Genomic DNA, 25,138 nt, shown 5'->3' with positions numbered 1-25,138 from the left:
CGTTTGCCAGTAGACGCAGCCATCCCGGGCGTGTTGAGGGCATCTAGTGGCAAATGACGACGCAGATAGGGGCGGACATTCTGCCGCCGGGCGTTCTATCGTGGAGGGATGACGTCGAGCGAGCTGTCCGGGGTCTGCAGCCCCGATGCGAACCCGGCCGACGAGACGGCCGTCGCCGGCATCCGGGAACTGCTCGCGACGGCCGTGACCCGGCTCGAGACCGCGGGCGCACGCGACGAAGCGCTCGCCACCTTCATCCCCAGGCATCGCCGGATGCTCGTGACGCGCGAGGCCGTCCTGCAGCCGGCGGGACGCGTCTGGCGGCTGGGCGTCCTGCTGCTCGACCGAGAAGGCGCGCTACGGGCGACCGGCTCCATCACGCGCGCGACGGAGCCCGGACGCCCCGCCTACCAGTCGCGGTCGGCCGAGACGCGCCGCGCGTACCGGGCGGCGGCGCAGCGCGGACACTTCGCACCGGGCGAGACGGTCAACTACGACGCCGAGCCCATCGAGCTGACCGTGGCGAGCCTCCGCGCAGCCCGCGGCCCGCTGTTCGTGCGGAACGGTCGCGCGCTCGTGCGCTGGAGTCCCACCACCGCCGACGCGAACGCCGTCGACTTCCGCGGCTACCTCACCGAGCGGGTCGGCCTGCTCACCGACCCGCCCGAGGGCGCCTAGCTGAGCTCGCCGCGGCCCGGGGCCGTCACCGGCTGAGCGCGGCCGCCTCGTCGAGCCGGCGCAGCTTGTCGGGGTTCGCGATGGCGTAGATCCGGGCGATCCGGCCGTCCTCGACCGTGAGGCTCATGACGCCGACGAGCCGGCCGTCCAGCTCCATCCGGATGCCCGGCTGCCCATTGACCCACGCAGCCGTGGCCACGAACTCGCCGTCCACCTTCGCCATGCCGCCGACGAAGTAGCGCGCGAGACGCGTCGCCCCGACGACCGGGCGGAGGGAGGCTCCGCGCACCTTGCCCCCGCCGTCGGCGATGGAGACGACGTCGGGTGCGAGCACGTCCATGAGCCCCTGCAGATCGCCGGTGTTGAGGGCGGCCACCAGGTGATCGACGGCTTCCTCATGCTCCGAACGGATGACGCGCACCCGTGGACGTCGCGCGGCGACATGGTCTTTGGCCCGATGCGCGATCTGCCGCACGGTCGCCGTGGTCTTGCCGACGGCATCCGCGATCTCCTCGTAGGGCACGTCGAACACCTCACGCAGCACGAAGACGGCACGCTCGGCCGGCCCGAGCGTCTCGAGAACCGTGAGCATCGCGATCGACACGCTCTCTGAGAGCTCGACGTCGTCCGCCACGTCCGGACTGGTCAGCAGCGGCTCGGGGAGCCACTCCCCGACGTACTCCTCGCGCCGTCGCGACACCGTCCGGAGCTGGTTGAGCGCCTGGCGCGTGACGATGCGCACGAGGTACGCCCTGGGATCGCGGATCGCCGACTGCTCCACCGCCGCCCAGCGCATCCAGGACTCCTGCAGGACGTCCTCGGCGTCCGCGGCCGAACCGAGCAGCTCATACGCGACGGTGAACAGAAGCGACCGGTGGACGACGAACGGGTCGTCATCGGCGCGCACGGTGGCACCCATGCCGGCGAGCCTACCCGGCATCCGAGACCACCGGCCGCGCGGCCAGCGGGGCCAGACCGCACGCGTCGGCGAACCCCTCGGAGTGGATGCCGAGCGCGATGTTCATACGGGCCGACATGTTCATGAACGCCACGCGTGCGGCGAGCTCGACGAGAGCGGCCGGCCCGATCTCCGACAGGAGCGCGTCCGACAGCTCATCCGTCACGGCGGGCGGGGTCTGACTCGCCGCCTCGGCGTACTCCATGACCCTGCGCTCGAGCGGAGTGAAGGCAGCGGCCTCGCGCCAGCGCGGCACTTCACGGACCTTCGACTCGTCGAGTCCCTGGTTGTGCGCCATGAAGTAGTTGAAGTCGAGGCAGAAGCTGCAGCCGATCGTGGCAGCCGCCGCCATTCCCGCATACGACGCGAGGTTCGGGTCGAGGTCGTGCCAGCCCTCCACCTTGCGCCCGATGCCCATCGCGTCCTTCATGACCGCCTTGTTGTGCCACAGCACGCCGACCGAGTCGGGGACCTGGCCGATCATCCTGCGCGCCGCGAACTTCACGAGCGCGCCGTAGGCGCCCGTCACCGGGGTCGGGGGGATGCGGGTCTCGCTGGTCATGTCTCCTCCAGAGTCGTCGATGGAACAGCCCGTCGACATGGAGACACCGCCCGCTGCCGGGGTGTGACATCCGGTGCGTGACGCCGCCGGATCGGATGGGTATCGTTTCGAGCATGGATGCCGACGCGAACCGGATCGCCTTCGAGACCCGAATCGGAGTCGTCGTCGAAGGCGAGACGTGGAGCTGTGTGGAGATCCCCGACTCCGACGAGGTCCAGGTCACCGTCACCAAGCGACAGTGACCTGAACGACGTCTCAGCCCGCGCCTAGCTCGCGCTGGCGCCGGTCGCCGGCGTTCCCGCCGAGCTGCCCTCCGACGGACCGCTTCCCGACGAGCTGCTTCCCTGCTTGCCGGTGAGGTCGTCGAGCTTTCCGCTCGCCTTGTCCACGACGTCGCCCACCCGGTCGCCGAGACCGCTCGCGGCCTTGCCTGCGAGGTCTTTCACGTCGCTGGCGACCTGCTGCACCGAGTCGGAGTGGGCGAAGTCGTTGACCTGGCGCTTGAGGCGGTCGTACGCCTGGCGCCCGGACTTCGAGCCGAGAACGTAGCCGGCTGCTGCTCCGGCCAGGAAAATGGCGAGTTTCATAGGGTCCTCCTCGCGATCGGAAACGGTGACCCGATGGAACGTACCCGCGAACCCGCGACCGCGACAGGGCTTGACGCCGACTGTCAGACTGGCGTCATGGATCCCGCGCGTGGACTGACGGTTCGCCTGGCGTCTGCGACGCACTCCGGCCGGCCCCTGCTGCGCGAGCTGGTCGCCGAGCTCGCCGGCGTCGACGCCGGCTCGGTGCGCATCGAGGCGCGCTGCCCGGACTGCGGCGGCCCGCACGGCCGCCCGGTGGTGATGGCTCCGGATGCCGCCCGCCGCATCCACGTCAGCCTCAGCCATGTGGGCGGCACGGTCGTGGCCGTTGCGAGCGCCGACCGGACCGTCGGGGTGGATGCCGAGCCGGCGGATGCGCTGGCCGACCGCTCGCGCGCTGCCGGCATCCGGAACGCGCTCGGACGCACGGACGGCGACCCTCTGCTCCTCTGGACCGCGGTCGAGGCCGTGCTCAAGGCCGACGGCCGCGGGCTCCGGGTCGACCCGCGAACCGTGTCGCTCGGGCCGGGTCGCGACGGCGCCCTCTTCGAGGCGGTCGTGCCCGGCGATCCGCGGCACTACGGAGTGCGCGAGGTCGACCTCGGCTCCGGACTCCGCGTCAGCGTCGCCCGCGAGCTCTGACGTTTCCGGTCCGCACGACTGGGAGCGCGGGGAGCGGTTCCGCATCGAGCCAGGCGTCGAACAGCGCGTCGAGGACCGCGGGTCCAGCGCCTGTCACCGAGGCGGCGAGCGCGCGGAAGTCGTCCGTGGTCACGGTGCTGTTCCGGTAGCGCTCCGTCCACGCCGCGAGCAGTTCGAAGAACGCGACGTCCCCGACCGTCAGGCGCAAGGCGTGCAGCGTGAGAGCGCCCCTCTTGTAGAGGCGGTCGTCGAACATCAGCGCCGGTCCGGGGTCGCCGACCAGGATGTCCTGCGGCAGCTCCGCCAGTCCCGCGTGGTAGCGGCGGGCCAGGCTGTCGGCGGACTCCCGTCCGGCGCGCTCCGACCAGAGCCATTCGGCGTAGCAGGCGAAGCCCTCGTTGAGCCAGATGTGCTTCCAGGCGGCGAGCCCGACGCTGTTGCCGAACCACTGGTGGGCGAGCTCGTGCGCGATGAGCCGCTCCGACCCGCCGACACCGTCGACGTGGTTCTCGCCGAAGATCGCCGCGCCTTGTGCTTCGAGCGGGATCTCCAGCTCGTCGTCGGTGACGATCACGGTGTACTCGGGGAACGGGTACGGCCCGAACGCCTCCGAGAACACGTCGAGCATCCGTGCCAGCGGTGAGAAGTCGGCATGCACGCGCGGTTCGAGGTCGGCGGGGAACACGAACTCGACGGGGGTCCGGCCGAGCTCGAACCGCCGCCGCGCATACCGCCCGATCTGCACGGTGGCCAGATAGGTCGCGGTCGGAACGTCGCACTCGTACGTCCAGCTGCCGCGACCGGACGAGAAGCGGTGCTCGACCAGCCGCCCCGTCGCGACGACGGTGTACGGCTCCTCCGCCGACACCCGGATGCGGTAGCGCGCCTTGTCCGACGGGTGGTCGTTGCAGGGGAACCAGGTCGGCGCACCTGACGGCTGCGACGCGACGATGACCCCGTCGGTGAGCTCCTCCCAGCCGACGAGCCCCCAGTGGCTCCGGCGCGGCGCGGGCGATCCGGCGTAGTCGATGGCGACGGTGAACTCCGCGCCGGCGGGAATCGGCAGATTCGGCGTGATCACCAGCTTCGACGGCGTCTGCGTGAACCGGGTGCGTTTCTCGCCGTCGAGCCGCACCTTGCCGGCGCGCAGCCGCACGAGGTCGAGACTGAACGAGGTCAGCTCCTGCGTGCTGAGGGCCACGATCACGGCCGTGGCGTCCAGCCGGTTGGTGGCCACGCGATAGCGCAGGTCGAGGTCGTACGACTCGACCTGGTATCCGCCGTTGCCGGACTGCGGCAGGTAGGGGTCTCCGGAGTGGCGCGATCCCGCGCTCTTCGTCGCCCTCATGGGGTGGTCGCGTGGTAGTCGGCGATCGTCACTTCGCGCCACGGACCGATCGGATTCCCGCTCCAGCGACTGCGGTCGGGCACGAGCTCTCCGCGCATGACGAGAGAGGCCGGTCCGACCGTCGCATGCTTGCCGATGCGCGCGGCCGGGAGGATGACACTGTGCGGGCCGAGCGTCGCACCCGTCTCCAAGTCCACCGTGTCCATGCTCATGATTCGATCATGGAACAGGTGCGTTTGCACGACGCAGCCCCGATTCACAGTCGATGCATCGCCGAGCCGCACGAGGTCGGCCTCCGGCAGCCAGTAGCTGTCGCACCACACCCCGCGGCCGATCGAGGCGCCGAGGCTGCGCAGCCACCAGACCAGCGCCGGCGTTCCGGCGGCCGACTGCGCGAACCACGGAGCCGCCACCATCTCGGTGAACGTGTCCGACACCTCGCTGCGCCAGACGAACGACGACCAGAGCGGATGCTCGCCGGCCCGGATGCGCCCGATCAGCGCCCACTTGGCCACCGTGCTCGCCGCGGCGGCGACCGCTCCGGCCACGAGCATCACCACCCCGCTGAGCAGCACGGCCGCGAGGGCGCCCCACGCCTCGACCAGAGCAGCGAACGTGAACAGCACGCCCAGCCCGATCGCGCACGTGACGAACACCGGCACGATGCGGCACAGCTCCCAGAGGGTGCGCGCCAGCCGCAACGCCGCCGACGGGTTGTAGGTGCGGTTGTCGTCCCCGGTGGCGGCGGTCCGCCGCAGCCTCACCGGGGGCGATCCGAGCCACGACGAGCCCGGCTTCGACTTGCGCGGGGCGGCGGAGAGCACGGCCACGAGGCCGTCGCGCGGCACCCGGTGCCCGGCCCCGGCCATCCCGGAGTTGCCGAGGAACGCGCGGGCGCCGATCTCGGCGCGGGCGATCCGCACGCGGCCTCCGCCGAGTTCGTAGGAGGCCACCAGGGTGTCGTCGGCGAGGAAGGCCCCGTCTTTGACGGTCGTCATGCGGGGGATCAGCAGCACGGTGGAGGCTTCGACGTCGCGGCCGACGGTCGCTCCGAGCATCCGGAGCCAGACCGGGGTGAAGAGGCTCGAGTAGAGCGGGAAGAGCAGCGTGCGGGCGAGGTCGAGCAGACGTTCGGTGCTCCAGACCTGCCAGCCGACCCGGCTGCGCACGGGGTAGGTGCCGACGCTGACGCCAAGGCCCAGCAGTCGCACCGCGCCCACGACCGCGCCCGCCAGCACGAGACCGGCGACGAGTGTGCCGGGCACCACAGCGGCGATCGAGCGGACCGCCGCCTCACCGAGCGAGGCCGAGCCCGCGATGAAGACCGCGACGATCACACCTCCTGCCGCGAACGCCACGAGCGGCAGCAGTGCCAGGACGATCGCCGACGCGGCGTAGGCCAAGAGCCACCGGGTGCGGCGTGGCGGACGCTCCGGGTCCCACCAGGCCGAAGCGGGACCGACCCGCACCGCGGGCGATCCGGCCCACCGCTCGCCGGCGCGCACCCGCCCGAAGACGGAGGAGCCGGGAGCGATCGCGGCGTTCTTGCCGATACGAGCGCCCGGCAGCAAGGTGCTCCGCGCGCCCACCGTGCTGTTCGCTCCGATGCGGATTGCGCCGACCCGCAGCAGGTCGCCATCGATCCAGTAGCCCGAGAGGTCGACCTCCGGCTCGATGGCGGCGCCTGCGCCGATGCGCAGCATGCCGGTCACCGGGGGCAGCGAGTGAAGGTCGACGCCGGGCGCGATGCGGGCGCCCAGCGCGCGGGCGTAGTAGGTGATCCACGGGGCCCCGGCCAGACTGACGGCCCCTGCCTGGTGCGCGACCTGCTCGGCCAGCCAGAGCCGCAGGTGAACGCCGCCGCCGCGCGGATAGTCACCGGCCGCGACGCCCGTGAGCAGGATGCGCGCGCAGACGACCGTGATCGCCATCCGGCCGAACGGGGTCGCGAAGACCAGCAGGCCGGCGAGCAGCCACCACAGCGACACGACCGGCAGGAAACCGAACCCGGGGAAGGCGCTCAGGATCGCGTCGGCCGTGAGCAGCCACAGCAGCCAGCGGATGCCGCTGAGCACGAACAACGGGATGCCCAGCACCGTCTGCAGCCACTGCATCCGGGCCGGGGTCGGGGGAACCGTGTGGGTCGACTCCGCTGCCTCCGGATTCGACGACGCCCGGGCCGACAGCTCGTCGGACATCGCGCCGAGGCGCGGATGCGAGTAGATGTCGGCGACGGTGAACTCCGGGTCCCGCTGCCGGATGCGCGTGACGAGCTGCGCCGCCGCCAGCGACCCGCCGCCCAGGTCGAAGAAGTTGTCGTCGGGCTCGGAGACCGGGAGACCGAGAACCGCCTGCCAGTCCGCCGCCAGCTCCCGCACGGCGGGATCGAGGTCGGCCTCGCCCGCGTCGAGGTCGGGCAGCGGCCACGGAAGCGCCGCCCGGTCCACCTTGCCGGAGGTTCGGGTCGGCAGCTCGCCGACCACCGCGAGCAACGGCACGAGCGCCGCCGGAAGCTCCTCCCGCAGCCGCGCGAGTGCTGCTCCGCGATCGAACGACGCGGGATCGGCCACCGCCAGATAGCCGACGAGCACCGGATTGCCCGCCGAGGTCTGCCGGACGGCGGCAGCGGCCCCCGAGACTCCCGGGAGGTTCTGGAGCGCGGACTCGATCTCGCCCAGCTCGATGCGGCGACCGCCCACCTTCACCTGGTCGTCGGCGCGGCCCTGGAAGAGGAGGCCGGCCGGGTCGAACCGCACCAGGTCGCCGCTGCGGTAGGCGCGGTCCCAGCCGAGGGTGGGGAAGGAGGCGTACTTCTCGGCGTCCTTCGCCGGATCGAGGTAGCGCGCCAGGCCGACCCCGCCGATGATGAGCTCGCCGACGTCGCCGGCCGCCACGGGCATCCCGTCGCCGTCGACCACGGCCAGCGCCCAGCCGTCGAGCGGCAGGCCGATGCGCACCGGATCGCTCGGGCCAAGCAGTGCGGCGCACGCGACCACTGTCGCCTCCGTCGGTCCGTAAGTGTTCCACACTTCGCGCCCGGGGACGGCGAGACGCTCGACCAGTTCGGGCGGGCACGCCTCGCCGCCGAAGATCAGCAGCCGCACGTTCTCCAGCGACTCCGCGGGCCACAGCGCGGCGAGCGTGGGAACCGTCGACACGATCGTGATGCCGCGCGTGGTCAGCCACGGGCCCAGGTCCATGCCGCTCCGCACGAGCGACCGGGGCGCCGGCACCAGGCACGCGCCGTGCCGCCAGGCGAGCCACATCTCCTCGCACGACGCGTCGAAGGCCACCGATAGTCCGGCGAGCACCCGGTCTCCCGGACCGATCGGCTCCTCCTGCAGGAACAGGCGCGCCTCGGCGTCGACGAACGCCGCCGCCGAGCGGTGACTGACGGCCACGCCCTTCGGGGTGCCGGTCGACCCGGAGGTGAAGATGATCCAGGCGTCGTCCGAGACGGTGGGGGCCGAGACGATCGGAGTCGCGGACGTGCTGGGGTGCGCGGGCGAGCCGGCGAACAGCGCGATGTTCTCGTCGGCCGGCTGGGACGGCACGGGAGGCTCGCCGTCGTCCTGCAGTGCAGACGGCACGTACTCGCCGTCGCCGCCGATCACGCCGCGCGCGAGCGCCTCGCCGAAGACGAGCTCGGCCCGTTCCTCCGGATCGTCGGCGTCGACGGGCACGTAGGCGGCGCCCGCGGCCAGCACGGCGAGGATCGAGATGTACAACTCGCGGCTGCCCGAGGCCAGGCGCACTCCCACCCGGTCGCCCCGCCGCACGCCGGCGATCGTCAGCCGCGCCGCGACCACAACGACGCGGGCCATGAGCTCGCGGTAGCTGAGAGCGCCCCTGGCGTCCTCGAGCGCAGACGCGTCCGGATGCTCGGCCACGGTCGCCCGCAGCACGTCCAGCAGCGTGCGGGGAGGCGACGCGAAGTCGCTCCGGTCGAGGATTCCCGTTCGGGCTTCAGTCACGTCTCAACTCCGGTCGCCGCGGATGCCCGCTGCCGGGCGCGCTCCCGGGAACGGTATCCGCCGGCGGTTGCCGGGAGGTGAACGGCGCTCAGTCGCCGGCAGGAGCTGCGAGGGCCGCGACGAGTTGGGCCTTGGTCAGCGTGGAATACCCGTGGACGCCCGCCGCCCGCGCGCGTCCCCGCAGCATCGCGACCGTCAGGTAGGAGAGCTCGCTGTGGTGTGCTACCGGAGCAGGCGTCGGTGTCGTGGCGGCTGTCGCTGCCGCGGGGACCACCTCGGTGACCGGGGTCGACGAGCCGCGGCGGCCGACGGCGGCGCGTGCCGGCGGGGCAGCGGGCCCTTTCGTCGCGGGCTTGGCAGCCGTCGCGGGCTTGGCGGGCTTGGCCGACGCCGAGACCGTGGCGGGAGCTCCGGTCTTCACGGACGCGGTCGAGGGCTTGCTCGCCGACTTCGTCGACACGTTCTTCGCCGCGCTCTTCGACGGCTTCGACGCCTTCGCCGGCGCTTTCTTCGACGCGCTCTTCGACGACTTCTTCGACGACTTCTTCGCCGCCGCCGCCTTCGCGTCCTTCTCCGCCTTGCGGTGAACCTTCGTCAGCTCGGCCGCCAACTCGTCCGCCTTCTTGCGGGCACGCTTGTCGACCTTCTTCGCCGCGCGCTTCGCATCGGAGATCGCGTCTTCGGCCTTCGCGAGAGCCGTCTCGGCGGCCTTCTCCAGCTTGGTCTTCTTCGCCATGTCGTCCCCTTTTGTCCGGAGTGTCCTGCGGCGTGTGTTCAGTGTCCCCCAGTGTGGCACTGCGGCTCGTGCGGCGCACCTGTCCCCCAAAGCGTCGCATCCGGTTCCCGCCTCCGCTCGCAACTCCGGAGCCCTCGCGGACCCGCCGCCGCATTCTCCGTCGTCGCGCGCATCAGGTCGGCGTGTCGCCGCAGATCTCCGGAGTCGGCGACCTGCACCGGGAGGCGGTGCCAGAATGGCAGCGTGACGGAGCCGTCGAGCATCCGGGGCGCCCGTGACGACGCCCGCGACACCGTCCGCGCCGACGGGGTGCGGCGGTTCGAGAGAGCGGCCGCGCTCTGGGCTGCCGGTGCCGCCGACGCACGCCGGACGGATGCCGTCGAAACCGCCGTGCTCGTCGAGGGAGCGAGCGACCGCGCCGCCGTGCTCGCCCTCGCCGAGATCGATGGGCGCGACCTCGCTGCGGACGGAGTCGCCGTCCTCCCGATGGGCGGAGCGATGAGCATCCGGCGGTATGCCGCACTGCTCGGTCCGCGCGGGCTCGGCCTCGGGCTGCGTGGATTGTGCGACGCCCGTGAGGTCCCCTTCTTCGAACGGGCCGGGATGCTCGCCGCGGACTATCAGGTGTGCGAGCCCGACCTCGAGGGGGAGCTCATCCGGTCGCTCGGTCTGGACGGCGTCGAAGCCGTGCTCGCCGCCGAGGGGGATCTGCGGCTGTTCCGCACATTCCAGCAGCAGCCGGCGCAGCGCCCCCGTTCGGCCGAGAAGCAACTTCACCGCTTCTTCGGAACGACGGCCGGACGCAAGGAGCACTACGGGCGCGAACTGGTGCTCGCCGCCGGCGCCGACGCGGTTCCAGGCCCTCTCCGGCGGCTGCTCGACAGCGTGTAAGGCGCCTCAGACGCCCGCGGCGGTGACGATGAAGTCGGTGATGAACCCGGCCAGCAGTCCCACGAGGATGCCGATGTAGAGGGTGTACGTGCGACCGAACCGGAGGGCGACACCGGTGAGCTGCACCACGACGTAGATGATCGAGCCCGCGGCGAGCGCGAGGAAGATCAGCGAGAGCACGTCGTTCACGTAGACGCTGCCGAGCAGTGTTCCGACGAGCGTCGGGGCGCCGCCGATCAGCCCCAGGAGTGCGAGCTGCCGCCAGGACGACCGGGTGGTCGCGCCGGCCAGGGGCGCGGTGATCCCGAAGCCCTCGGTGGCGTTGTGCAGTGCGAATCCGACCACCAGCACGACGGCCAGGTTCAGACGACCGCTCGCGGCGGACTGGCCGATCGCGAGACCCTCCGAGAAGTTGTGCAGGCCGATGCCGACGGCGATGAGGAACGCGAGCCGACTCGCGGGCTCGTGCAGTCGCAGCATGCCGTCGCTGGACCCTTCGAACTCCCGAGGCCCGGTGCGGATGGCGCGCGCCGCGATCCAGCGGTCGTAGGCGACGAGCGAGAGGAGCCCGACCGCCAGCCCGGCGAAGAGGAGGGCTGCGAGCCCGAGGAACGGCCACCACGTCGCCGTGTGATCGGTGGCGGCGGCGAGCGCGGCCTCGACCGGCTCGACCGCGTGCGTGAGCACGTCCCACAGCAGGAACAGCAGCACGCCGATCGTGACCGCGTTGAGCATGGCCCGCAGGCCAACAGCGCGCGGGCCGAGGCGGCCGATCGGAAGTCCCAGGAAGATCGTCGCGCCGGCGATGGCGCCCAGGGCGATGACAGATGCGGTGTTCACGGGCGTCCGCTCGTCTCGTCGTCGGCACAGGCCGGCAGTCTCAGCATGGGGGAAAGCCTATTGCGCCGAGGCTGCGAAGCGGCCGCGTACGAGGGGCAGCGGTTCCCCTGGCCGACCCGAACGCCTACCATCGGAGCGTGGCAAGGGCTGCGTCCGCTTCGTCCGTTCGCCGACCCGTCATCCCGAGGCCGGTGCTCTTCCGTGCGCTGCGGGCGGCCATCGTGATCCCGGCCGCCTACGCCATCGGCACCCAGCTGCTCGGCAACGCGGACATCGGCCTGTTCGCCGCGATCGGGTCGGTCTCGATGCTCCTCTTCGTCGACTTCGGCGGCTCGGTCCGCCAGCGGGCCCAATCCCACACCGGCCTCGTCGTCGGAGGAATGGCCTTCGTCGCCCTCGGCACAGCATGCTCGGGGAACATCTGGGTGGCCACCTCGGTGACGCTGGTCGTGTGCTTCGGGATCCTGTTCTCGGGCGTCGTCAGCTCGGTCCTCGCGGGCGCGCAGCCGGCCCTGCTGATCAGCTTCCTCCTGCCGGTCACGTTCCCCGGGCCGATCTCGTCGACGCCGGACCGGCTGCTGGGCTGGCTTCTCGCCGGTGTCGCCTCCGGAATCGCGATCCTGTTCATCCCGCCCGGGAGAAGCGTCGAACCGGTGCGCGCGCTCACCGCCGAGGCGTGCCGGATGCTCGGAGCCGAGCTGCTCGCGCGCGGGACCGCCCCGGCAGGACCGTCGGAAGGGGCATCCGGAACGCCCGGCGGAGCCGACCAGGCCCGCTCGGAGGAGGCGGTCGCCGCGCTCCGCAACGCGTTCTTCGCGACGCCGTACCGGCCGTCGGGCCTGAGCCGGTCGGCGCGGGCCGTCGTGCAGATCGCCGAGCAGGTCATCGCGCTCCACAGCAGCCTCGACCGCAGCCCCCAGGAGCGGACCGACGCAGAACTCGCCGCGTTCACGACCATGGGCGTCTCCCTCCAGCGCTCCGCCGACGTGCTCGGTGCGTCCCGGCCCGACCTCGGCGTGCTGCCGCCGTGCCGCTCGGAGCTCCAGCGCACGCGCGACCAGGCCGAGCTCGCCATCACCGGCTCGATTCCACGGACCCTGGCCGTCGCAGCGCGCGGACACCCTCCGGCCGTCGCCGACATGCTCGAACGGCTGGAGCCCGCGTTCGGCACCCAGGATGCGACAGTGATCGTCGACGCCATCGTCGAGCAGGTGCAACAGGGCGCCCTCGCCCGTCGACGCGACTGGTGGCAGCACCTCATCGACTGGTCGGCGGCGTGGTCGGCGCGTGACCGGATCGGTGCGCACCTCAACTGGCGCTCGGTGTGGCTGCACAACAGCATCCGGGGCGCGCTCGGCTTCGCCACGACGGTCTTCGTGGCCGACCTGCTCGGTGTCGAGCACGCGTTCTGGGTGGTCTTCGGAACGCTGGCGGTGCTCCGCTCGAACGCCGCGAACACCGGCCAGACCGCCGTGCTGGCGCTCGCCGGCACGCTCATCGGTCTGCTCATCGGCATCCCGCTGGTGCTCGCGATCGGAAGCGACGTCGCCGTGGCCTGGGTGCTGCTGCCCGTCTCGATCGCCATCGCCACGGTCGCGCCGTCCATCTCGTTCATGGCGGGCCAAGCCGGGTTCACGATCACCCTGTTGCTGCTGTTCGCCATCGTCCAGCCGGTGGGACTGCAGCTCGGCATCGTGCGCATCGAGGATGTCGCGCTCGGAGCCGGGGTGAGCGTGCTCGTCACACTCCTCCTCTGGCCACGCGGCGCGACCGCGAGACTGAACGCGGCGTTGTCGGCGGGGTTCGACTCGGCCGCCCAGTACCTGAGCGCCGCCACCCGCTACGCACTGCTACGGGGGCTCGGAGACTCGGCCGACGTCGTGCCGCCGGCGAGCGACCGGGAGCTCGCGGCGGACGCGGCACGCCGCCTCGACGACGCCTTCCGCCAGTTCCTGTCGGAGCGCGGCGCGAAGAGCGTCGACCTCTCGGAGCTCACCTCGCTCGTCGTCGCCGTCGCGGCCGTGCGGCGGACGGCGGCAGCGATCTGCGATCTCTGGGGCCGCGCCGACGAACCGCCCGACGGCACCGAGACGGCGACCCGCAGCGAGATCCTGTTCTCGCAGGCAGTGGTCGTCGGCTGGTACCGGCACGCGGCCGCCGCGCTCGTGCAGGCGGCGCCCGTTCCCGGCGTGCCGCTCGACAACGGGCCGGCGGATGCCCGGCTGCTCGACGCCCTCAGGCGGGACCTCGGCGAACCGGACGAACGGCAGGCGATGGCCGCCTTCAAGCTCACCTGGACGAACCACCACATCCGGGTCGCCCGCATCGTGGCGGCCGACATCACCCCGGCGGTCGCGGCGGCGGCCGAGAGCGGCGCCCAGCGACGCGCCTGGCTGTTCCCGCGGGCTGCCCGCTCCGGCCGCCGGACCCGCGCGGCGACCGCATGAGCAGCGTGGCAGGCGTGGCGACCCCGTGGCCCCGACAGCACAAGGAGACGACGTGACCGACACGTTCGAGGTCGACGTCCGCAGAGACGAGCCCAACAGCAAGTACGACGCGTGGCTCGGCGACCGCCTCGCGGGCGTCGTCGTCTACGAGGGGAGCGACGGCGGTCGCCTGCTCATCACCCACGCAGCGGTCCTTCCCGAGTTCCAGCACCACGGAGTCGGAGGCCGGCTGATCAGCCGGACGCTCCAGGACATCCGGGACCGCGGCGCGAAAGTGACGATCGTCTGCCCCGTCGTGCGCGACTTCATCGACCGACATCCCGAATGGGAGGACGTCGTCGACCCGGACGAGCCGGGCGTGCCGTCGAAGGCCCCGGATGCTCGCACCGCGACGTGACCCGTGCCCGGCAGCCCGCGTTCAGGGCTTCTTAGCGATCGCTTAGACGACGGCCCATAGCGTCGGCGCGACCGTATTCCCTGATCGTCCGGAGAACCCACCCATGAGCGCTGCGCCCGCCACGCCGACCCGCCGCACCCGCAACAAGGTACCCGAACCGACCGCCACCTTCTGGATCATCAAGATCCTCGCGACCACCGTCGGCGAGACCGCCGCCGACTTCCTCAACTCGACCCTGAACCTGGGGCTGACCGGCACGACGGCAGTGATGTCCGCAGTCTTTGTCATCGCCCTGGTCGCGCAGTTCCGCTCGGGGGCGTACCGGCCTTCGCTCTACTGGCTGACGGTCGTGCTGATCAGTGTCGTCGGCACCCTCATCACCGACAACCTCACCGACAACCTCGGGGTGAGCCTCATCGTGACGACGTCGGTGTTCGCGGCGGCCCTCGCGCTCACCTTCGTGGCCTGGTTCGCGAAGGAGCGGACGCTCTCGATCCACCAGATCGACACCCCCACCCGCGAAGCGTTCTACTGGCTCGCGATCCTCTTCACCTTCGCGCTGGGCACCGCCGCAGGCGACCTGATCGCCGAGCAGCTGAACGTCGGCTACCTGGCGTCCGCGGCGATCTTCGGCGGCGCGATCGGCGTCGTCGCGTTCGCGCACTTCCGGCTCAAGCTCAACGGGGTCGTGGCGTTCTGGATCGCGTACGTGCTGACCCGCCCGCTCGGAGCATCCCTCGGCGACTACCTCTCGCAGCCCCAGGATGCGGGCGGCCTGGGGCTCGGTACGATCGCCACCAGCGCGCTGTTCCTCGCCCTGATCGTGGCACTGGTCGTGTACCTGACGGTGCGTCAGCGCCGCGCCGCGGTCGTCGCGGAGGTCACCGGGATCGACCTGGATGCGCCGCTCACGTCGTCGGCGCCGGGAGGGTCCGCCGAGCGCTGACACGCTCGGCGCGCTGGTGCGAGAGGCGCGAGAGGTGCGCCGAGCTAGTCGGCCGCGGCCTCCTCGGCGGCCTCGCCGTGCGCGACGATGTCGCCGCTCGTGAAGAGGATGCCCTGGGCGATCTCCCTCCACTGCGGTTTCGCCCGCAGCAAGAACTCCAGCTCCATGCTGAAATGCTTGTACTCCTCGCCGAGCGAGTCCCGCATGATCCCCTTCGCCACCGGGTCCTTCTCGACGGCGATGCGCTGCTCATACCAGCCGATCGCCTCCGCCTCCTCGGACAGGCTGGCGCACATCCGAGCGAACGTACGCGTCTCGTCGCTGAGCTCGCCAGGCGGCTCGTGGTACTGATCGGTGGACATGGGATGCTCCTCTCACTGTTCTCCGTCGGGTCGACCGCGACTGTACGCCTGCCGTATCGTGGGGGCGCATCGGAGCACGAGCATCCGGAGCACGAGCATCCGGGGCACGAGCATCCGGGGCAGCCGAGGAGGGAGGCGCACGATGGCGAGCACTCCCGGCACCGTCGACGAGTACATCGCGGCAGCAGACCCCGCCGTGCGCGAGACCCTGACCCGTCTGCGTGAGACGATCCACGCCGCCGTGCCGGACTCGGCCGAGAAGATCCGGTACGGGATCCCCGCGATCGCCATCGGCGGCACGCGCTGGCTGCACTTCGCCGCCTGGAAGCACCACGTGGGGCTCTACCCGGTGTCGCGGCTGGATCCGGCGCTCGAGGAACGGATGCGGCCGTACCGCACCACGACGTCGACCGTGAAGTTCCCGCTGGCCGCCCCGATCCCGTTCGACCTCGTGGCCGAAGTGGCGCGAGCGCTCCACCGTGCGGCAGTCTGAACGGATGACCGACTCCGCCCACATCGCGCCCAACCTCGAGCAGCGACTCCGCGACATCTTCGAGAGCCGCGACCGCGAGAACATGCAGCCGACCATCGATGCGTTCCTGGAGGTGCTCGCCGAGCATCCGGACAACGCCTATGTGCTCTACGACGTGGGCGGCTCCTACGACACCGCCGGTGAGGAAGAGACCGCGCTCGGCTACTACGAGCGGGCGATGGCGGCCGGGCTCAGCGGCGACACCCTGCGGCGCTGCCTGCTGCAGTACGGCAGCACCCTCCGCAACCTCGACCGGTTCGACGACTCGCTGGCAGCCCTCGACCGTGCCCTCGAGCTCTACCCGCACTCGGAGTCGGTGCGGATGTGGCACGCGCTCTCGTTGCACGCCGCCGGTCGTAGCGACGCCGCCGTCGCAGCGCTGATGGAGCTCGCGGTCGACGAGATCCGCACCGAGGACCTCCTCCGGTACGAGGCCGCGGTCCGCGGCAACGCCGCGTATTTGCGCGAACTGGACGCCGAGCGCGCGCACCGCCCCGAGCCCCGCTGAACCGGATGCTGAGGGAGCGTCACCGCGGCAGGCGGAAGCGCTCCGGTGCCGGCGTGCCGTGCAGCGCGAGGGCCGCGAGCAGGTCGCCGAGCACCGGGCCGAACTTGAAACCGTGGCCCGAGAATCCGGTGGCCACCGTGACCGGACCCACGCGGTCGAGCACGAAGTCCTCGGTCCCGGTGTTGTCGTAGAGGCAGCTGATCGGTGACGGCGCGGCGGCATCGACACCCGGAACCCACTCCGCCACGTACGCCGTGAGCTGCGCCAGCCGCACCGGATCGATCGTCCGGTCGCGGTTCGACGGATCGACCGTCGGGCCGTTGCCGTGCAGGCCGACCTTCACGCCCTCGCCCGGTGTGAGCAGTCCGTACACGCCGGGCGACGCGACACCGTCGGCACCGGGCTCGCGATAGTGGACGAAACTCGGCCAGTCGAAGTGCGCACTGCCGGCATCCGGATGCTCGGCGACCGGACGCTCCGGGAAGTGCGCCGGCTGCTCCTCCGTGACGCGCACCGCCGGCAACGGGGACCCTTGGGCCGCGAGCCAGTCGCCGATCAGCGCCGGAGTCCACGATCCGGCCGCGACGACGAGGCCGCGCGCCTCGATCCGGTCGCCTCCGACGGTGACCGCGACGCCCGCATCCGTCACCTCGAGCTGCTCGACGGGAGCGCTGAACCGCAGCTCGGCGCCGGCGCGCTCGGCCACCGTGAGCATGGCCTCGACCGCGACGTCCGCCCGGAGTCGGCCGCCCGACGGAGCGAACAGCACGTCCGTCTCGAAGTGGAGGCCGGGCCAGCGGGCGGCCCCAGCGTCCGCGGTCAGCCGTTCGGTGGGGAGCCCCGCCTCGGCGAGCGCCGCCTCGATCGCCGACACCGTCCCCGGGTCGCCGTGGTCGATCGCGCCGGTCAGCTCCAGGATGCGCTGGCCCGACGCCGACTCGAGCTCCCGCCAGCCGTCGCGCGCCCGCAGCGAGAGCTCCACGTAATCGCGGTCGACATACCCATGGCGGAAGATGCGCGACGCCCCGTGAGACGAGCCGCGATCGTGCCCGCGCTCGAACGCCTCCACCAGGAGCACCGACGAGCCCGACTCCGCGAGTGCCCGCGCGGTCGCGGCGCCGACGATTCCCGCGCCGACGACGATGTGGTCGTAGGTCATCACACGAGGCTAGGGGATGCCCGGCGAACGACGCGCGCACGAGCAGGCGCCACCCGCACCCGACGCGCGAGCAGGGCCGGGCTCAGGGAGCGAGCAATGCCGCGATCAGGAGCAGCGCCGGGATCGCGAGCACGGTCGTCAGCAGCACCGTGTCGCGCGCGATCGCCACACCGCGCTCGTAGCGGGCCGCGAAGTTGTAGACGTTCTGCGCGGTCGGGAGGGCGGCGAGCGCCACCGCCGCGAACAGACTCTGCCCGTGCAGCCCGAACACCAGCCACGCCACGAGGAACGCCACCGTCGGCATCACGGCCGACTTGAGCAGGGAGGCGGTGAGGATCTCCGCGCGGCCGTGGTCTGAGCGCAGCGGCCGCGAGCCGTACAGCGACATCCCGAACGCCATCAGCACCAACGGCACGGCCGCGCCGCCGAGCAGGATGAACGGCTCGTACACCGCATCCGGGATCTGCAGGCCGCTCACATCGACGAGGATGCCGAGCAGCGACGCGATGATCATCGGGTTCCGGATGGGCTGCGTGAGGATCGAGCGAACCGAGACGGAACCGCGCGACGTGACGTCGAGCACCGTGAGCGCGATCGGCGCGAAGACGATCAGCTGCAGCAGGAGCACCGGTGCGACGTAGGACGCACTCCCGAGCACATAGACCGCGACGGGGATGCCGATGTTGTTCGCGTTCACGTAGCCGGAGCCCAGCGCGCCGATCGTGGTCTCCGCGGCTCCCCGCCGGAAGAACAGGCGCGAGAGCAGGACGAACGCGCCGCCCGCGACGAGCGCCGCGACGGCCGCGACGACGACCTGGGTGGAGAACACGACGTGGAGGTCGGCGTGGGCAAGTGTGACGAACAGCAGGGCCGGGTTGGTGATGAAGAAGGCGATGCGGTTGAGCACGAACGGCGCCGTCGGTCCGCCGATCCCGAACCGTGCAGCTATGTAGCCGACCGCGATGACGAACGCGATGATCGCGAACCCGACCACGACACCGCCCATCCGTCCAGCCTAGGGCGCCGCGGGGTCCTGGTCTCGCTTGCCACGGCTGTTGCCGCGCGCCTCGGCTACGAGGTCTGGCGCGACGACGTCAGGATGCCCGCAGCGTGCATCGCCGCGCCGATGGCGTTGGCCGTGTCCTTGAAGACGGTGTCGGCCTTCGCCGCGCCGATCGCGCCGCCGGTGACGACGGCCGAGGCGGCGACCCGCCCGAGCCGCGCGACGACCTGACCGTCGAGGTGCATGATCTCGACCGTGAACGACATGTAGAGCTGCCGCCCCGCCATGCCGCCGAACAGCACCGTCATCGGAATGCTCCCGCGCTTGGCGACGAACCCGCCGGCCGGCGTCGTCTCGACGGTGAAGCCTGCGCCGCTGAGGGCCTGGGCGACGACGGAGCGCACGGCGTCGGGATCGGCGCTGCTGAAGAACTCGTGGCCGGACGCCATGACGTCTCCTTCGGGATCGGGATGCGCGCACTGCGCGCAACGAGCCTATCGGGGCCCGATCGGGGCCCTATCGGGGCCCGCCCGCAATCGAGTCCCGAGTTGCTGGGCCGAAATCGTTCGCTTCGACCCAGCAACTCAGGACTCGAGCGCGGGGCGGATGCGGGCGGGGGCGGATGTGCGGGGGGGGCGGGGCGGATGTGCGGGCGGGGCGGATGTGCGGGCGGGGGGGCGGGGCGGATGTGCGGGCGGGGCGGATGTGCGGGCGGGGGGGCGGGGGCGGATGCGCGGGGCGGATTAGGCGGAGGGGCGCGCTGCGATCACGACGGTCGCGTCGAGGTCGCTGGAGTGCTCGATGCGCGTGACGAGACCGACCGCAGCGAAGAGAGCGGCGGTGCGCTCCGCCTGCAGCGTGCTCGTCTCGATCAGGAGCGAGCCGCCGGGCGCGAGCCAGGCCGGCGCCTCGGCCGCGATCCGGCGCTGCACGTCGAGGCCGTCCGCGCCTCCGTCGAGGGCGACCGCCGGCTCGAAGTCGCGCGCCTCCGGCGGCATCATCGCGATCGCGTCGGTCGGCACATACGGGGCATTGACCGCCAGAATGTCGACCCGGCCGCGCAGCGAGGCGGGCAGCGGCTCGTAGAGGTCCCCTTCGAACACGCGGCCCCCGGGCTCGAGGTTCGCCCGGGCGCATCGGACCGCGGCGGGGTCGACATCGGCGGCGATCAGTTCGACGTCGGGCCCGAGTCCGGATGCGATCGCCGCGCCGATCGCGCCGGCGCCGCAGCAGAGGTCCAGCACCACCGCATCCGGGGAGCCGAGCCCCACCGCGAGCTCGACCAGGAACTCCGTGCGATGCCGGGGGACGAAGACCCCCGGCTCGACCACGATGCGCAGCCCGCAGAATTCGGCCCAGCCGAGCAAGGGCTCCAGGGGGAATCCGGCGACACGTTTGGCGACCAGGTCTTCGAGCTGTTCCGGCGATTCGGCGGCCACCGTGAGGAGCAAGGCCTCGTCTTCGGCGAAGACGCAACCGGCGGCGCGCAGGCGTTCCACGAGGACGGGATCGGGTTCGGTCACGAGCCCTCATGCTAGACCGATGCTCGACGAGGATGAACTTTCGTATCATCGGTCGGCTGCCGTGCACGCGGTTCCGGATGCACCCGCGATCGCCACACGATCAGAAGACGGGCAGGGGGGACCTTGACCCGAGGCCGACACGCTCGTATATCTGAGAGATGAAACGCATCCATTACGCCAGTGGGTCTCTCCTGACGGGCGACAAGATCGCCGACGTGCTGGTCAGCTACGCGGCTGTGCTCGCCAAGAACGAAGCGGCGGCTGAGGTGCGCGCACCGGCGTTGTCGGTCAACGGCACGGTCGCTCCCGTGCTGCTCCTGCTCGGCCCCGCGAGCCAGATGATGGCCGAAGACGAGGAGTCCGAGCATCCGGATGTCGAGGACGCCGAGTTCGTCGCCGAGTGCGAGAAGCAGATTGCGTCGATGGGTCCGAGGCGCGCCGGCTACGTGACCGAGGGCATCGACGACGTCGGCGGCATCGACCTCGACTACCTGTGAGCCCCCCGAGACTTGTGAATCGAACCGCGCATAAGGCACCCTCAGAACGATAAGTTCACCCGACCCCCTGGCGTCCCGCCCGAGGGCGCGTACTATCCCGCACCAGATAGCAATCGGGAGAAGGCATGCAGGTGTACCACGTCTACATCGACGACCTGCGGTTCACCTTTGTCGATCGCGCCCCTGTCGAAGAACTCAAGGAGCGGGTCGTCGCGGCGAACCGGGCCGAGGGCGCCTTCGTGTCCATCACGCAGTCCAGCCGCCCTCCGAGCGAGGTCTTCGTGACCAACCAGACGAAGGTGCGGATCGAGACCGCGAGCATCCCCCGCGACCAGGGCTCACCCGGCGGCGACGAGGACGACGACGCCTTCTGGTTCGACTTCGACTCGCTCTCCTAGCGCCATGACTTCGCTCTGGCTCGACCGGGCCGACCCCATCCCCACCGACACATTCGAGCCGGACGCCCACTACGACGTGGCGGTCATCGGCGCCGGGATCACCGGCCTGACCACGGCGCTCATGCTGGCACGGCACCGGATGCACGTAGCGGTCATCGAAGCGCGCACCGTCGGCGCCGTCACCACCGGCAACACGACGGGGAAGATCAGCCTGCTGCAGGGAACCGTGCTCTCCCAGCTCAAGCGGCACACCACCGACCGCGTCCTCTGCGCGTATGTGGACGGCAACGCGGCCGGTCAGGGCTGGCTCCTCGATTACCTGCAGCAGCGGGGCGTCCCGTACGAGAAGCGCGACGCCTTCACGTATTCGTCGACCGCAGACGGCGCCGACACGCTCGACGCGGAGCTGGAGGCGGCGCGGATCGCGGGGCTGCGGATCAGCGAGGACGCGGGCGAGCTGCCGTTCCCGGTCACGGGGATGCTCCGCCTGCCCGACCAGGCGCAGGCCGACCCGGTCGAGATCCTGCGAGCGCTGGCCGCCGATCTGCGCGAGCTCGGCGGCGTGATCGTCGAGGGCGAGCGCGTGACGGATGTGTCCGCCTCCGATCCGGCGGTGATCACGAGTACCTCGGGCCGCACCCTCGCGGGAAAGGTGGTGCTCGCCACCGGGACGCCGATCCTCGACCGCGGCCTCTACTTCGCCAAGCTCGAGCCGCTGCGCTCCTACCTCACGGCGTTCGCGGTCCCCGGCGCGATCCCGCGCGGGATGTACCTCTCCGCGGATGCGCCCACGCGTTCGCTGCGCACGGCGCCGACTCCGGATGGCCGTGAACTGCTGCTCGTCGGCGGCAACGGGCATCCGGCCGGGCGTGCGGACTCGCCGGCCGAGCTGGTCGCCGACCTCACCAGGTGGGCGGAGACGGTCTTCCCCGGCGCTCGACGCACCCACTGGTGGGCGGCGCAGGACTACCGCGCGGCCGGCCTGGTGCCGTTCGTGGGGTGGCTGCCCCGCGGGCGCGGGCGGCTCTTCCTCGCGACCGGCTACAACAAGTGGGGCCTGACGAACGCGGTGGCCGCCGCGATCAGCCTCACCGCCACCCTCACGGACACCGAGGAGCCCGAGTGGGCCCGGGTGATCCACCACCGGGTCACGCATCCGATCGACCTCGCCACCGGTGTCGGCTTCAACGCGGCGGTGGGCAAGGAGATCGTCACCAATTGGACCGCCGCGGAGCTGTCCGGACCGGCCATCGGCGCGCACACGCCTCCCCCTGCCGAGGGCACCGGCGTGGTCGGCCGTCGCGGACTCCGCCCGGTCGCGGTCTCGACCGTCGACGGCCGCACGTGCGCCCTGTCGGCCGTGTGCACGCACCTCGGCGGCGTGGTGCGCTGGAACGATGCCGAGCTGTCGTGGGACTGCCCTCTGCACGGCTCGCGGTACGCGGCGGACGGCTCCGTCCTCGAGGGGCCGACCACCCACCCCCTTCCGCCCGCCGACAACGACGCCGATCACCCCGACCACTGAAATACCGGATGCCCGAAACCAGCGTGTGAGGGTAGGCAGAAGCGTCTGTCCGGCAGTAAGGTCGCGGCATGACTATTCCCAACGACGACAACAAGCCGGATCAGCCCGCGGCTGACGGAGCCGTGCCGGCCCCCGACGCCGCCGGGTCCGTTCCCCCCGCGGCCCCGCAGCCGCCGGTCACCCCTTCCTCCGACCTTCCGCCGGCCCCGCCCGCCCCGCCCGCGCCTCCGGCACCGCCCGCACCTCCGGCAGCCGCCGGCGCTCCGGCCTACCCGGCGTACGCCGCCGCACCGGCCGCGTCGACCGCCCCCGTGGTCTCGTCCACCGTGCCGCCGAGCCAGGTCAACACGGCCTTCTGGCTCTACATCGGTGCCGCCGTGTTCAGCGTGATCAGCAGCATCATCACGGTGATCGTCGTGAGCAACTCCCGCGACTCGCTCCTCAGCTCGCTCAACAACTCGAACTCGAACAACAACGTCGACCCCAAGACGTTCGTCGACGCAGCGATCGGCTTCGGCATCACCTGGGCGATCATCACCATGATCTTCTGGGTGGCCGTCTTCGTGGTGTTCTCGGTGTTCATGCGCCGGGGCGCCAACTGGGCCCGCATCGCGCTGACCGTGGTGAGCGCGATCTCGCTGCTGAACGTCTTCGCCGGCTACTTCGCAGGACTGATCCAGGTCATCCTGGTGATCGTCGCGACCGTCCTGATCTGGCTGAAGCCGGCCTCGGCCTACTTCGCCGCCGTCAAGGCCTCGAAGGCACCGCGCGCCTGAGTCCGCGCACGCTGTTCACCGGAGCTCGGGTCCCGTGGGCCCGAGCTCTGGCGTTTCCGCTCATAACCACAGGCGCCCGGCGTCGTCAAGGGTCTCGACCTTCCGATCGGCTGGGCCTACCGTCTCTCTCGGTCGCTCTCCCCACGAGCGGCCATCAAAGAGAAAGCAGGTATCGGCAATGAACATTCTGCTCATCGTCATCGCGATCGTCGCGATCGTGCTGCTGTTCACGGGCGGGTTCGTCTCAGCCCTCAACTGGCTGCTCTGGGTAGGAATCATCCTCCTGGTGCTCGCAGTCATCGTGTGGCTGGTTCGCATGATCAGCGGGCGACGCTCGGTCTGACGACCGACAGCAACGTCGAGCCCCCGGATGCACGAGCATCCGGGGGTTTCGCCGTCTCACGGGGCTGGCACGCCGCCGCGCGCGAGCGAGGTGAACTCCTCGACGCCGAAGGCCGTGCCGGCCAGGCCCCAGCCGCCTTCCGCGGCCTCCTGGAGGATCACCCAGGTGCGCGCCGCCTGACTCTCGTCGCCGGAGACCCGCGCCACGATCTCGGTCGCCTCGCGCACGAGCTGTCGCTGCCCTTCCCGGTTCAGCGATCCGGGCGGCGTGATGACCTGCACCCGCACGGTTCGCGCCGAGGGCGTGTTCGCCGTCGAGATGGCACTCGCCGGCAGGCGGTGGATGAACGCGGCCGTGTTGTCGAGGTGGAACGGCCTCGGCTGGGCGACCCCCTCAGCACGCAGCACCGCGTGCGTGAGCTCGTGGCCGAGTTCTTCATCGGCCTCGGCCGGGAAGAGGTCGGCGGCGGCGTAGACGTCGATCATGGGCATGGGATGCTCCTCACTGCTCGCACTCACCGCCCATCGGTAGAAATTATGATGGGTTGCATAGAACCTAGATTATGACGACTGTCATAGTCAAGAGCCGAAGGAGATCTCGTGGCGAACGACGTGCGCACCAAGATGGTGGAGGGCGCCATCCGGCTGCTCGCGACGCGCGGTCTCGCCGGCACCTCGTTCTCCGAGGTGATCGAGCTCACCGGCGCGCCACGCGGCTCGATCTACCACCATTTCCCCGGCGGCAAAGACGAATTGATCGCTGCGGCCGTGGACCGCTCCGCGACGAACGCCGTCACCGTGCTCGACCAGCGGGCCGGCCGGCCCGCAGACGAGGTCGCCGAACTCTTCCTCGACACCTGGCGCCTGCTGCTCACCCGCTCCGGATTCGAGGCCGGATGCGCGCTCGTCGCCGTGACCGTCGACACCGACTCCGAGGAGCTCCGGATGCACGCCGCCACGGCCTTCCGGACCTGGCGGGAGCACCTGTCCCTCCTGCTGGCCCGTGGAGGCCTATCCGTCGAGGACGGCGATCGCTTCGCCACCCTGTTGCTGGCGGCGAGCGAAGGGGCGGTCATCCTGAGCCGCGCGAGCGGGGACCTGACGACCTTCGACCTCGTCGCGGACACCCTCCTGCAGCAGCTTCGCGCAACGATCGCGACCCCGTAGCGCATCCGCTCGCGCGCTGGTACCGTGCGCTGCGCAACGGAAGGAGACGACGATGCCACAACGCGAACCTCAGCTCAAAGACCAGAAGCTCTACGAGGAGCTCCGCGGCGAGGGCAACTCGAAAGAGAAGTCCGCACGGATCTCCAACGCCGCCGCCGCGCGCGGGCGCTCAGCGGTAGGCCGCGCGGGCGGCGAGTCCGGTTCCTACGACGACTGGACGGTGCCCGACCTCAAGAAGCGCGCCAAAGAGCTCGGCCTCACCGGCTACTCGAAGAAGAACAAGTCGCAGCTGATCAGCGCGCTGCGCAACCACTGACCCGCAAGCACTGACCTGCGAGCA

The 25,138-nt window shown here is 71.1% G+C and carries 29 protein-coding genes; 16 read left to right on the top strand and 13 right to left on the bottom strand.

Annotated elements, in window-relative coordinates; genetic code table 11:
• Positions 1-108: 108 nt before the first annotated feature.
• Complete coding sequence (locus ACFVV5_RS01045; RefSeq protein ID WP_387237600.1) at positions 109-678, top strand: hypothetical protein; 570 nt, start codon at positions 109-111, stop codon at positions 676-678.
• Between the two features lie 25 nt (positions 679-703).
• Here the strand turns inward: ACFVV5_RS01045 and ACFVV5_RS01040 are convergent, their stop codons facing one another.
• Entirely contained in the window at positions 704-1,597 is an 894-nt protein-coding gene (locus ACFVV5_RS01040; protein WP_387237597.1) for an RNA polymerase sigma-70 factor, read from the bottom strand.
• A gap of 10 nt (positions 1,598-1,607) precedes the next feature.
• Positions 1,608-2,198 carry a carboxymuconolactone decarboxylase family protein gene (locus ACFVV5_RS01035; RefSeq protein ID WP_387237594.1) on the bottom strand — a complete coding sequence of 197 codons (591 nt, stop codon included), beginning with the start codon at positions 2,196-2,198 and terminating at the stop codon, positions 1,608-1,610.
• Between the two features lie 113 nt (positions 2,199-2,311).
• Here ACFVV5_RS01035 and ACFVV5_RS01030 point away from each other — a divergent pair, with 113 nt between their 5' ends.
• Positions 2,312-2,440, top strand: coding sequence for a hypothetical protein (locus tag ACFVV5_RS01030; protein ID WP_387237591.1), 129 nt, complete (start codon positions 2,312-2,314; stop codon positions 2,438-2,440).
• 24 nt (positions 2,441-2,464) lie between these two features.
• Here the strand turns inward: ACFVV5_RS01030 and ACFVV5_RS01025 are convergent, their stop codons facing one another.
• Entirely contained in the window at positions 2,465-2,785 is a 321-nt protein-coding gene (locus ACFVV5_RS01025) for a YtxH domain-containing protein (protein ID WP_387237588.1), read from the bottom strand.
• Positions 2,786-2,881: 96 nt separating this feature from the next.
• On the opposite strand from ACFVV5_RS01025, the gene ACFVV5_RS01020 reads away from it, so the two are divergent.
• Positions 2,882-3,427 carry a 4'-phosphopantetheinyl transferase family protein gene (locus tag ACFVV5_RS01020; protein WP_387237585.1) on the top strand — a complete coding sequence of 182 codons (546 nt, stop codon included), beginning with the start codon at positions 2,882-2,884 and terminating at the stop codon, positions 3,425-3,427.
• Here ACFVV5_RS01020 and ACFVV5_RS01015 read toward each other — a convergent pair.
• The 3 genes from ACFVV5_RS01015 to ACFVV5_RS01005 form a co-directional block, all read right to left on the bottom strand.
• Positions 3,405-4,775: a M1 family metallopeptidase gene (locus ACFVV5_RS01015; RefSeq protein WP_387237582.1), complete on the bottom strand. Its 1,371-nt coding sequence runs from the start codon at positions 4,773-4,775 to the stop codon at positions 3,405-3,407. The two genes, ACFVV5_RS01020 and ACFVV5_RS01015, sit on opposite strands and share 23 nt — an antisense overlap.
• Positions 4,772-8,749, bottom strand: a complete 3,978-nt coding sequence (locus tag ACFVV5_RS01010; RefSeq protein WP_387237579.1) for a Pls/PosA family non-ribosomal peptide synthetase — start codon at positions 8,747-8,749, stop codon at positions 4,772-4,774. The genes ACFVV5_RS01015 and ACFVV5_RS01010 overlap by 4 nt, the downstream gene beginning before the upstream one ends.
• Positions 8,750-8,837: 88 nt before the next feature.
• Entirely contained in the window at positions 8,838-9,485 is a 648-nt protein-coding gene (locus tag ACFVV5_RS01005) for a hypothetical protein (protein WP_387237576.1), read from the bottom strand.
• A gap of 243 nt (positions 9,486-9,728) precedes the next feature.
• Between ACFVV5_RS01005 and ACFVV5_RS01000 the strand changes: the two genes are divergently transcribed.
• The gene (locus tag ACFVV5_RS01000) at positions 9,729-10,376 is read left to right on the top strand and encodes a TOPRIM nucleotidyl transferase/hydrolase domain-containing protein (protein WP_387237573.1); all 648 of its coding nucleotides are present in this window, start codon (positions 9,729-9,731) and stop codon (positions 10,374-10,376) included.
• 6 nt (positions 10,377-10,382) lie between these two features.
• On the opposite strand, the gene ACFVV5_RS00995 is transcribed toward ACFVV5_RS01000, so the two are convergent.
• On the bottom strand, positions 10,383-11,216 hold the full coding sequence (locus ACFVV5_RS00995) for a ZIP family metal transporter (protein WP_387237570.1): 834 nt from the start codon (positions 11,214-11,216) through the stop codon (positions 10,383-10,385).
• A 137-nt stretch (positions 11,217-11,353) separates the two neighbouring features.
• On the opposite strand from ACFVV5_RS00995, the gene ACFVV5_RS00990 reads away from it, so the two are divergent.
• The 3 genes from ACFVV5_RS00990 (at position 11,354) to ACFVV5_RS00980 (ending at position 15,006) form a co-directional block, all read left to right on the top strand.
• Positions 11,354-13,663, top strand: a complete 2,310-nt coding sequence (locus ACFVV5_RS00990) for an FUSC family protein (RefSeq protein ID WP_387237567.1) — start codon at positions 11,354-11,356, stop codon at positions 13,661-13,663.
• A 52-nt stretch (positions 13,664-13,715) separates the two neighbouring features.
• Positions 13,716-14,060 (top strand): GNAT family N-acetyltransferase, encoded by a 345-nt coding sequence (locus tag ACFVV5_RS00985; protein WP_387237564.1) that lies wholly within the window; start codon positions 13,716-13,718, stop codon positions 14,058-14,060.
• 103 nt (positions 14,061-14,163) lie between these two features.
• Entirely contained in the window at positions 14,164-15,006 is an 843-nt protein-coding gene (locus ACFVV5_RS00980) for a hypothetical protein (protein ID WP_387237561.1), read from the top strand.
• Between the two features lie 44 nt (positions 15,007-15,050).
• On the opposite strand, the gene ACFVV5_RS00975 is transcribed toward ACFVV5_RS00980, so the two are convergent.
• On the bottom strand, positions 15,051-15,368 hold the full coding sequence (locus ACFVV5_RS00975) for a hypothetical protein (RefSeq protein ID WP_387237558.1): 318 nt from the start codon (positions 15,366-15,368) through the stop codon (positions 15,051-15,053).
• Positions 15,369-15,510: 142 nt separating this feature from the next.
• Here ACFVV5_RS00975 and ACFVV5_RS00970 point away from each other — a divergent pair, with 142 nt between their 5' ends.
• On the top strand, positions 15,511-15,861 hold the full coding sequence (locus ACFVV5_RS00970; RefSeq protein ID WP_387237555.1) for an iron chaperone: 351 nt from the start codon (positions 15,511-15,513) through the stop codon (positions 15,859-15,861).
• A gap of 4 nt (positions 15,862-15,865) precedes the next feature.
• Positions 15,866-16,408, top strand: coding sequence for a tetratricopeptide repeat protein (locus ACFVV5_RS00965; RefSeq protein WP_387237553.1), 543 nt, complete (start codon positions 15,866-15,868; stop codon positions 16,406-16,408).
• A 19-nt stretch (positions 16,409-16,427) separates the two neighbouring features.
• Here ACFVV5_RS00965 and ACFVV5_RS00960 read toward each other — a convergent pair whose 3' ends face one another.
• From ACFVV5_RS00960 to ACFVV5_RS00945, 4 genes are all read right to left on the bottom strand, one after another.
• Positions 16,428-17,567 (bottom strand): FAD-dependent oxidoreductase, encoded by a 1,140-nt coding sequence (locus ACFVV5_RS00960; RefSeq protein ID WP_387237550.1) that lies wholly within the window; start codon positions 17,565-17,567, stop codon positions 16,428-16,430.
• Positions 17,568-17,649: 82 nt separating this feature from the next.
• Positions 17,650-18,573: an AEC family transporter gene (locus ACFVV5_RS00955; protein WP_387237547.1), complete on the bottom strand. Its 924-nt coding sequence runs from the start codon at positions 18,571-18,573 to the stop codon at positions 17,650-17,652.
• 65 nt (positions 18,574-18,638) lie between these two features.
• Entirely contained in the window at positions 18,639-19,019 is a 381-nt protein-coding gene (locus ACFVV5_RS00950; RefSeq protein WP_387237544.1) for a hypothetical protein, read from the bottom strand.
• Positions 19,020-19,313: 294 nt separating this feature from the next.
• Positions 19,314-20,093 carry a putative protein N(5)-glutamine methyltransferase gene (locus ACFVV5_RS00945; protein WP_387237541.1) on the bottom strand — a complete coding sequence of 260 codons (780 nt, stop codon included), beginning with the start codon at positions 20,091-20,093 and terminating at the stop codon, positions 19,314-19,316.
• 158 nt (positions 20,094-20,251) lie between these two features.
• Between ACFVV5_RS00945 and ACFVV5_RS00940 the strand changes: the two genes are divergently transcribed.
• The 5 genes from ACFVV5_RS00940 (at position 20,252) to ACFVV5_RS00920 (ending at position 23,632) form a co-directional block, all read left to right on the top strand.
• Positions 20,252-20,590 carry a hypothetical protein gene (locus ACFVV5_RS00940; protein ID WP_387237538.1) on the top strand — a complete coding sequence of 113 codons (339 nt, stop codon included), beginning with the start codon at positions 20,252-20,254 and terminating at the stop codon, positions 20,588-20,590.
• Positions 20,591-20,715: 125 nt separating this feature from the next.
• A complete protein-coding gene (locus ACFVV5_RS00935; protein ID WP_387237535.1) occupies positions 20,716-20,988 on the top strand; it encodes a hypothetical protein in 273 nt (90 codons plus the stop codon).
• 4 nt (positions 20,989-20,992) lie between these two features.
• A complete protein-coding gene (locus tag ACFVV5_RS00930; protein ID WP_387237532.1) occupies positions 20,993-22,513 on the top strand; it encodes an FAD-dependent oxidoreductase in 1,521 nt (506 codons plus the stop codon).
• Between the two features lie 68 nt (positions 22,514-22,581).
• On the top strand, positions 22,582-23,289 hold the full coding sequence (locus ACFVV5_RS00925) for a hypothetical protein (protein ID WP_387237529.1): 708 nt from the start codon (positions 22,582-22,584) through the stop codon (positions 23,287-23,289).
• Positions 23,290-23,467: 178 nt separating this feature from the next.
• On the top strand, positions 23,468-23,632 hold the full coding sequence (locus ACFVV5_RS00920) for a hypothetical protein (protein WP_387237526.1): 165 nt from the start codon (positions 23,468-23,470) through the stop codon (positions 23,630-23,632).
• Between the two features lie 56 nt (positions 23,633-23,688).
• On the opposite strand, the gene ACFVV5_RS00915 is transcribed toward ACFVV5_RS00920, so the two are convergent.
• On the bottom strand, positions 23,689-24,123 hold the full coding sequence (locus ACFVV5_RS00915; RefSeq protein ID WP_387237523.1) for a 4-oxalocrotonate tautomerase family protein: 435 nt from the start codon (positions 24,121-24,123) through the stop codon (positions 23,689-23,691).
• A 108-nt stretch (positions 24,124-24,231) separates the two neighbouring features.
• Here ACFVV5_RS00915 and ACFVV5_RS00910 point away from each other — a divergent pair, with 108 nt between their 5' ends.
• Both ACFVV5_RS00910 and ACFVV5_RS00905 read left to right on the top strand, forming a co-directional pair.
• On the top strand, positions 24,232-24,798 hold the full coding sequence (locus tag ACFVV5_RS00910; RefSeq protein ID WP_387237520.1) for a TetR/AcrR family transcriptional regulator: 567 nt from the start codon (positions 24,232-24,234) through the stop codon (positions 24,796-24,798).
• Between the two features lie 52 nt (positions 24,799-24,850).
• Positions 24,851-25,114, top strand: coding sequence for a Rho termination factor N-terminal domain-containing protein (locus tag ACFVV5_RS00905; protein WP_387237517.1), 264 nt, complete (start codon positions 24,851-24,853; stop codon positions 25,112-25,114).
• Positions 25,115-25,138 lie beyond the last annotated feature (24 nt).

It is taken from the genome of Leifsonia sp. NPDC058248 (assembly GCF_042881905.1).
Classification (GTDB): domain Bacteria; phylum Actinomycetota; class Actinomycetes; order Actinomycetales; family Microbacteriaceae; genus Leifsonia.
Note: the sequence above shows the minus strand (reverse complement) of the source record. Positions and strands in the feature narration are given on the sequence as shown.

Excerpts from the sequence above, each read along its gene's own strand:
- ACFVV5_RS01045 (WP_387237600.1), top strand. The coding sequence starts at position 109 with ATGACGTCGAGCGAGCTGTCCGGGGTCTGCAGCCCCGATGCGAACCCG.
- ACFVV5_RS01040 (WP_387237597.1), bottom strand. The coding sequence starts at position 1,597 with ATGGGTGCCACCGTGCGCGCCGATGACGACCCGTTCGTCGTCCACCGG.
- ACFVV5_RS01035 (WP_387237594.1), bottom strand. The coding sequence starts at position 2,198 with ATGACCAGCGAGACCCGCATCCCCCCGACCCCGGTGACGGGCGCCTAC.
- ACFVV5_RS01030 (WP_387237591.1), top strand. The coding sequence starts at position 2,312 with ATGGATGCCGACGCGAACCGGATCGCCTTCGAGACCCGAATCGGAGTC.
- ACFVV5_RS01025 (WP_387237588.1), bottom strand. The coding sequence starts at position 2,785 with ATGAAACTCGCCATTTTCCTGGCCGGAGCAGCAGCCGGCTACGTTCTC.
- ACFVV5_RS01020 (WP_387237585.1), top strand. The coding sequence starts at position 2,882 with ATGGATCCCGCGCGTGGACTGACGGTTCGCCTGGCGTCTGCGACGCAC.
- ACFVV5_RS01015 (WP_387237582.1), bottom strand. The coding sequence starts at position 4,775 with ATGAGGGCGACGAAGAGCGCGGGATCGCGCCACTCCGGAGACCCCTAC.
- ACFVV5_RS01005 (WP_387237576.1), bottom strand. The coding sequence starts at position 9,485 with ATGGCGAAGAAGACCAAGCTGGAGAAGGCCGCCGAGACGGCTCTCGCG.
- ACFVV5_RS00980 (WP_387237561.1), top strand. The coding sequence starts at position 14,164 with ATGAGCGCTGCGCCCGCCACGCCGACCCGCCGCACCCGCAACAAGGTA.
- ACFVV5_RS00975 (WP_387237558.1), bottom strand. The coding sequence starts at position 15,368 with ATGTCCACCGATCAGTACCACGAGCCGCCTGGCGAGCTCAGCGACGAG.
- ACFVV5_RS00970 (WP_387237555.1), top strand. The coding sequence starts at position 15,511 with ATGGCGAGCACTCCCGGCACCGTCGACGAGTACATCGCGGCAGCAGAC.
- ACFVV5_RS00965 (WP_387237553.1), top strand. The coding sequence starts at position 15,866 with ATGACCGACTCCGCCCACATCGCGCCCAACCTCGAGCAGCGACTCCGC.
- ACFVV5_RS00960 (WP_387237550.1), bottom strand. The coding sequence starts at position 17,567 with ATGACCTACGACCACATCGTCGTCGGCGCGGGAATCGTCGGCGCCGCG.
- ACFVV5_RS00955 (WP_387237547.1), bottom strand. The coding sequence starts at position 18,573 with ATGGGCGGTGTCGTGGTCGGGTTCGCGATCATCGCGTTCGTCATCGCG.
- ACFVV5_RS00950 (WP_387237544.1), bottom strand. The coding sequence starts at position 19,019 with ATGGCGTCCGGCCACGAGTTCTTCAGCAGCGCCGATCCCGACGCCGTG.
- ACFVV5_RS00940 (WP_387237538.1), top strand. The coding sequence starts at position 20,252 with ATGAAACGCATCCATTACGCCAGTGGGTCTCTCCTGACGGGCGACAAG.
- ACFVV5_RS00935 (WP_387237535.1), top strand. The coding sequence starts at position 20,716 with ATGCAGGTGTACCACGTCTACATCGACGACCTGCGGTTCACCTTTGTC.
- ACFVV5_RS00930 (WP_387237532.1), top strand. The coding sequence starts at position 20,993 with ATGACTTCGCTCTGGCTCGACCGGGCCGACCCCATCCCCACCGACACA.
- ACFVV5_RS00925 (WP_387237529.1), top strand. The coding sequence starts at position 22,582 with ATGACTATTCCCAACGACGACAACAAGCCGGATCAGCCCGCGGCTGAC.
- ACFVV5_RS00920 (WP_387237526.1), top strand. The coding sequence starts at position 23,468 with ATGAACATTCTGCTCATCGTCATCGCGATCGTCGCGATCGTGCTGCTG.
- ACFVV5_RS00915 (WP_387237523.1), bottom strand. The coding sequence starts at position 24,123 with ATGCCCATGATCGACGTCTACGCCGCCGCCGACCTCTTCCCGGCCGAG.
- ACFVV5_RS00905 (WP_387237517.1), top strand. The coding sequence starts at position 24,851 with ATGCCACAACGCGAACCTCAGCTCAAAGACCAGAAGCTCTACGAGGAG.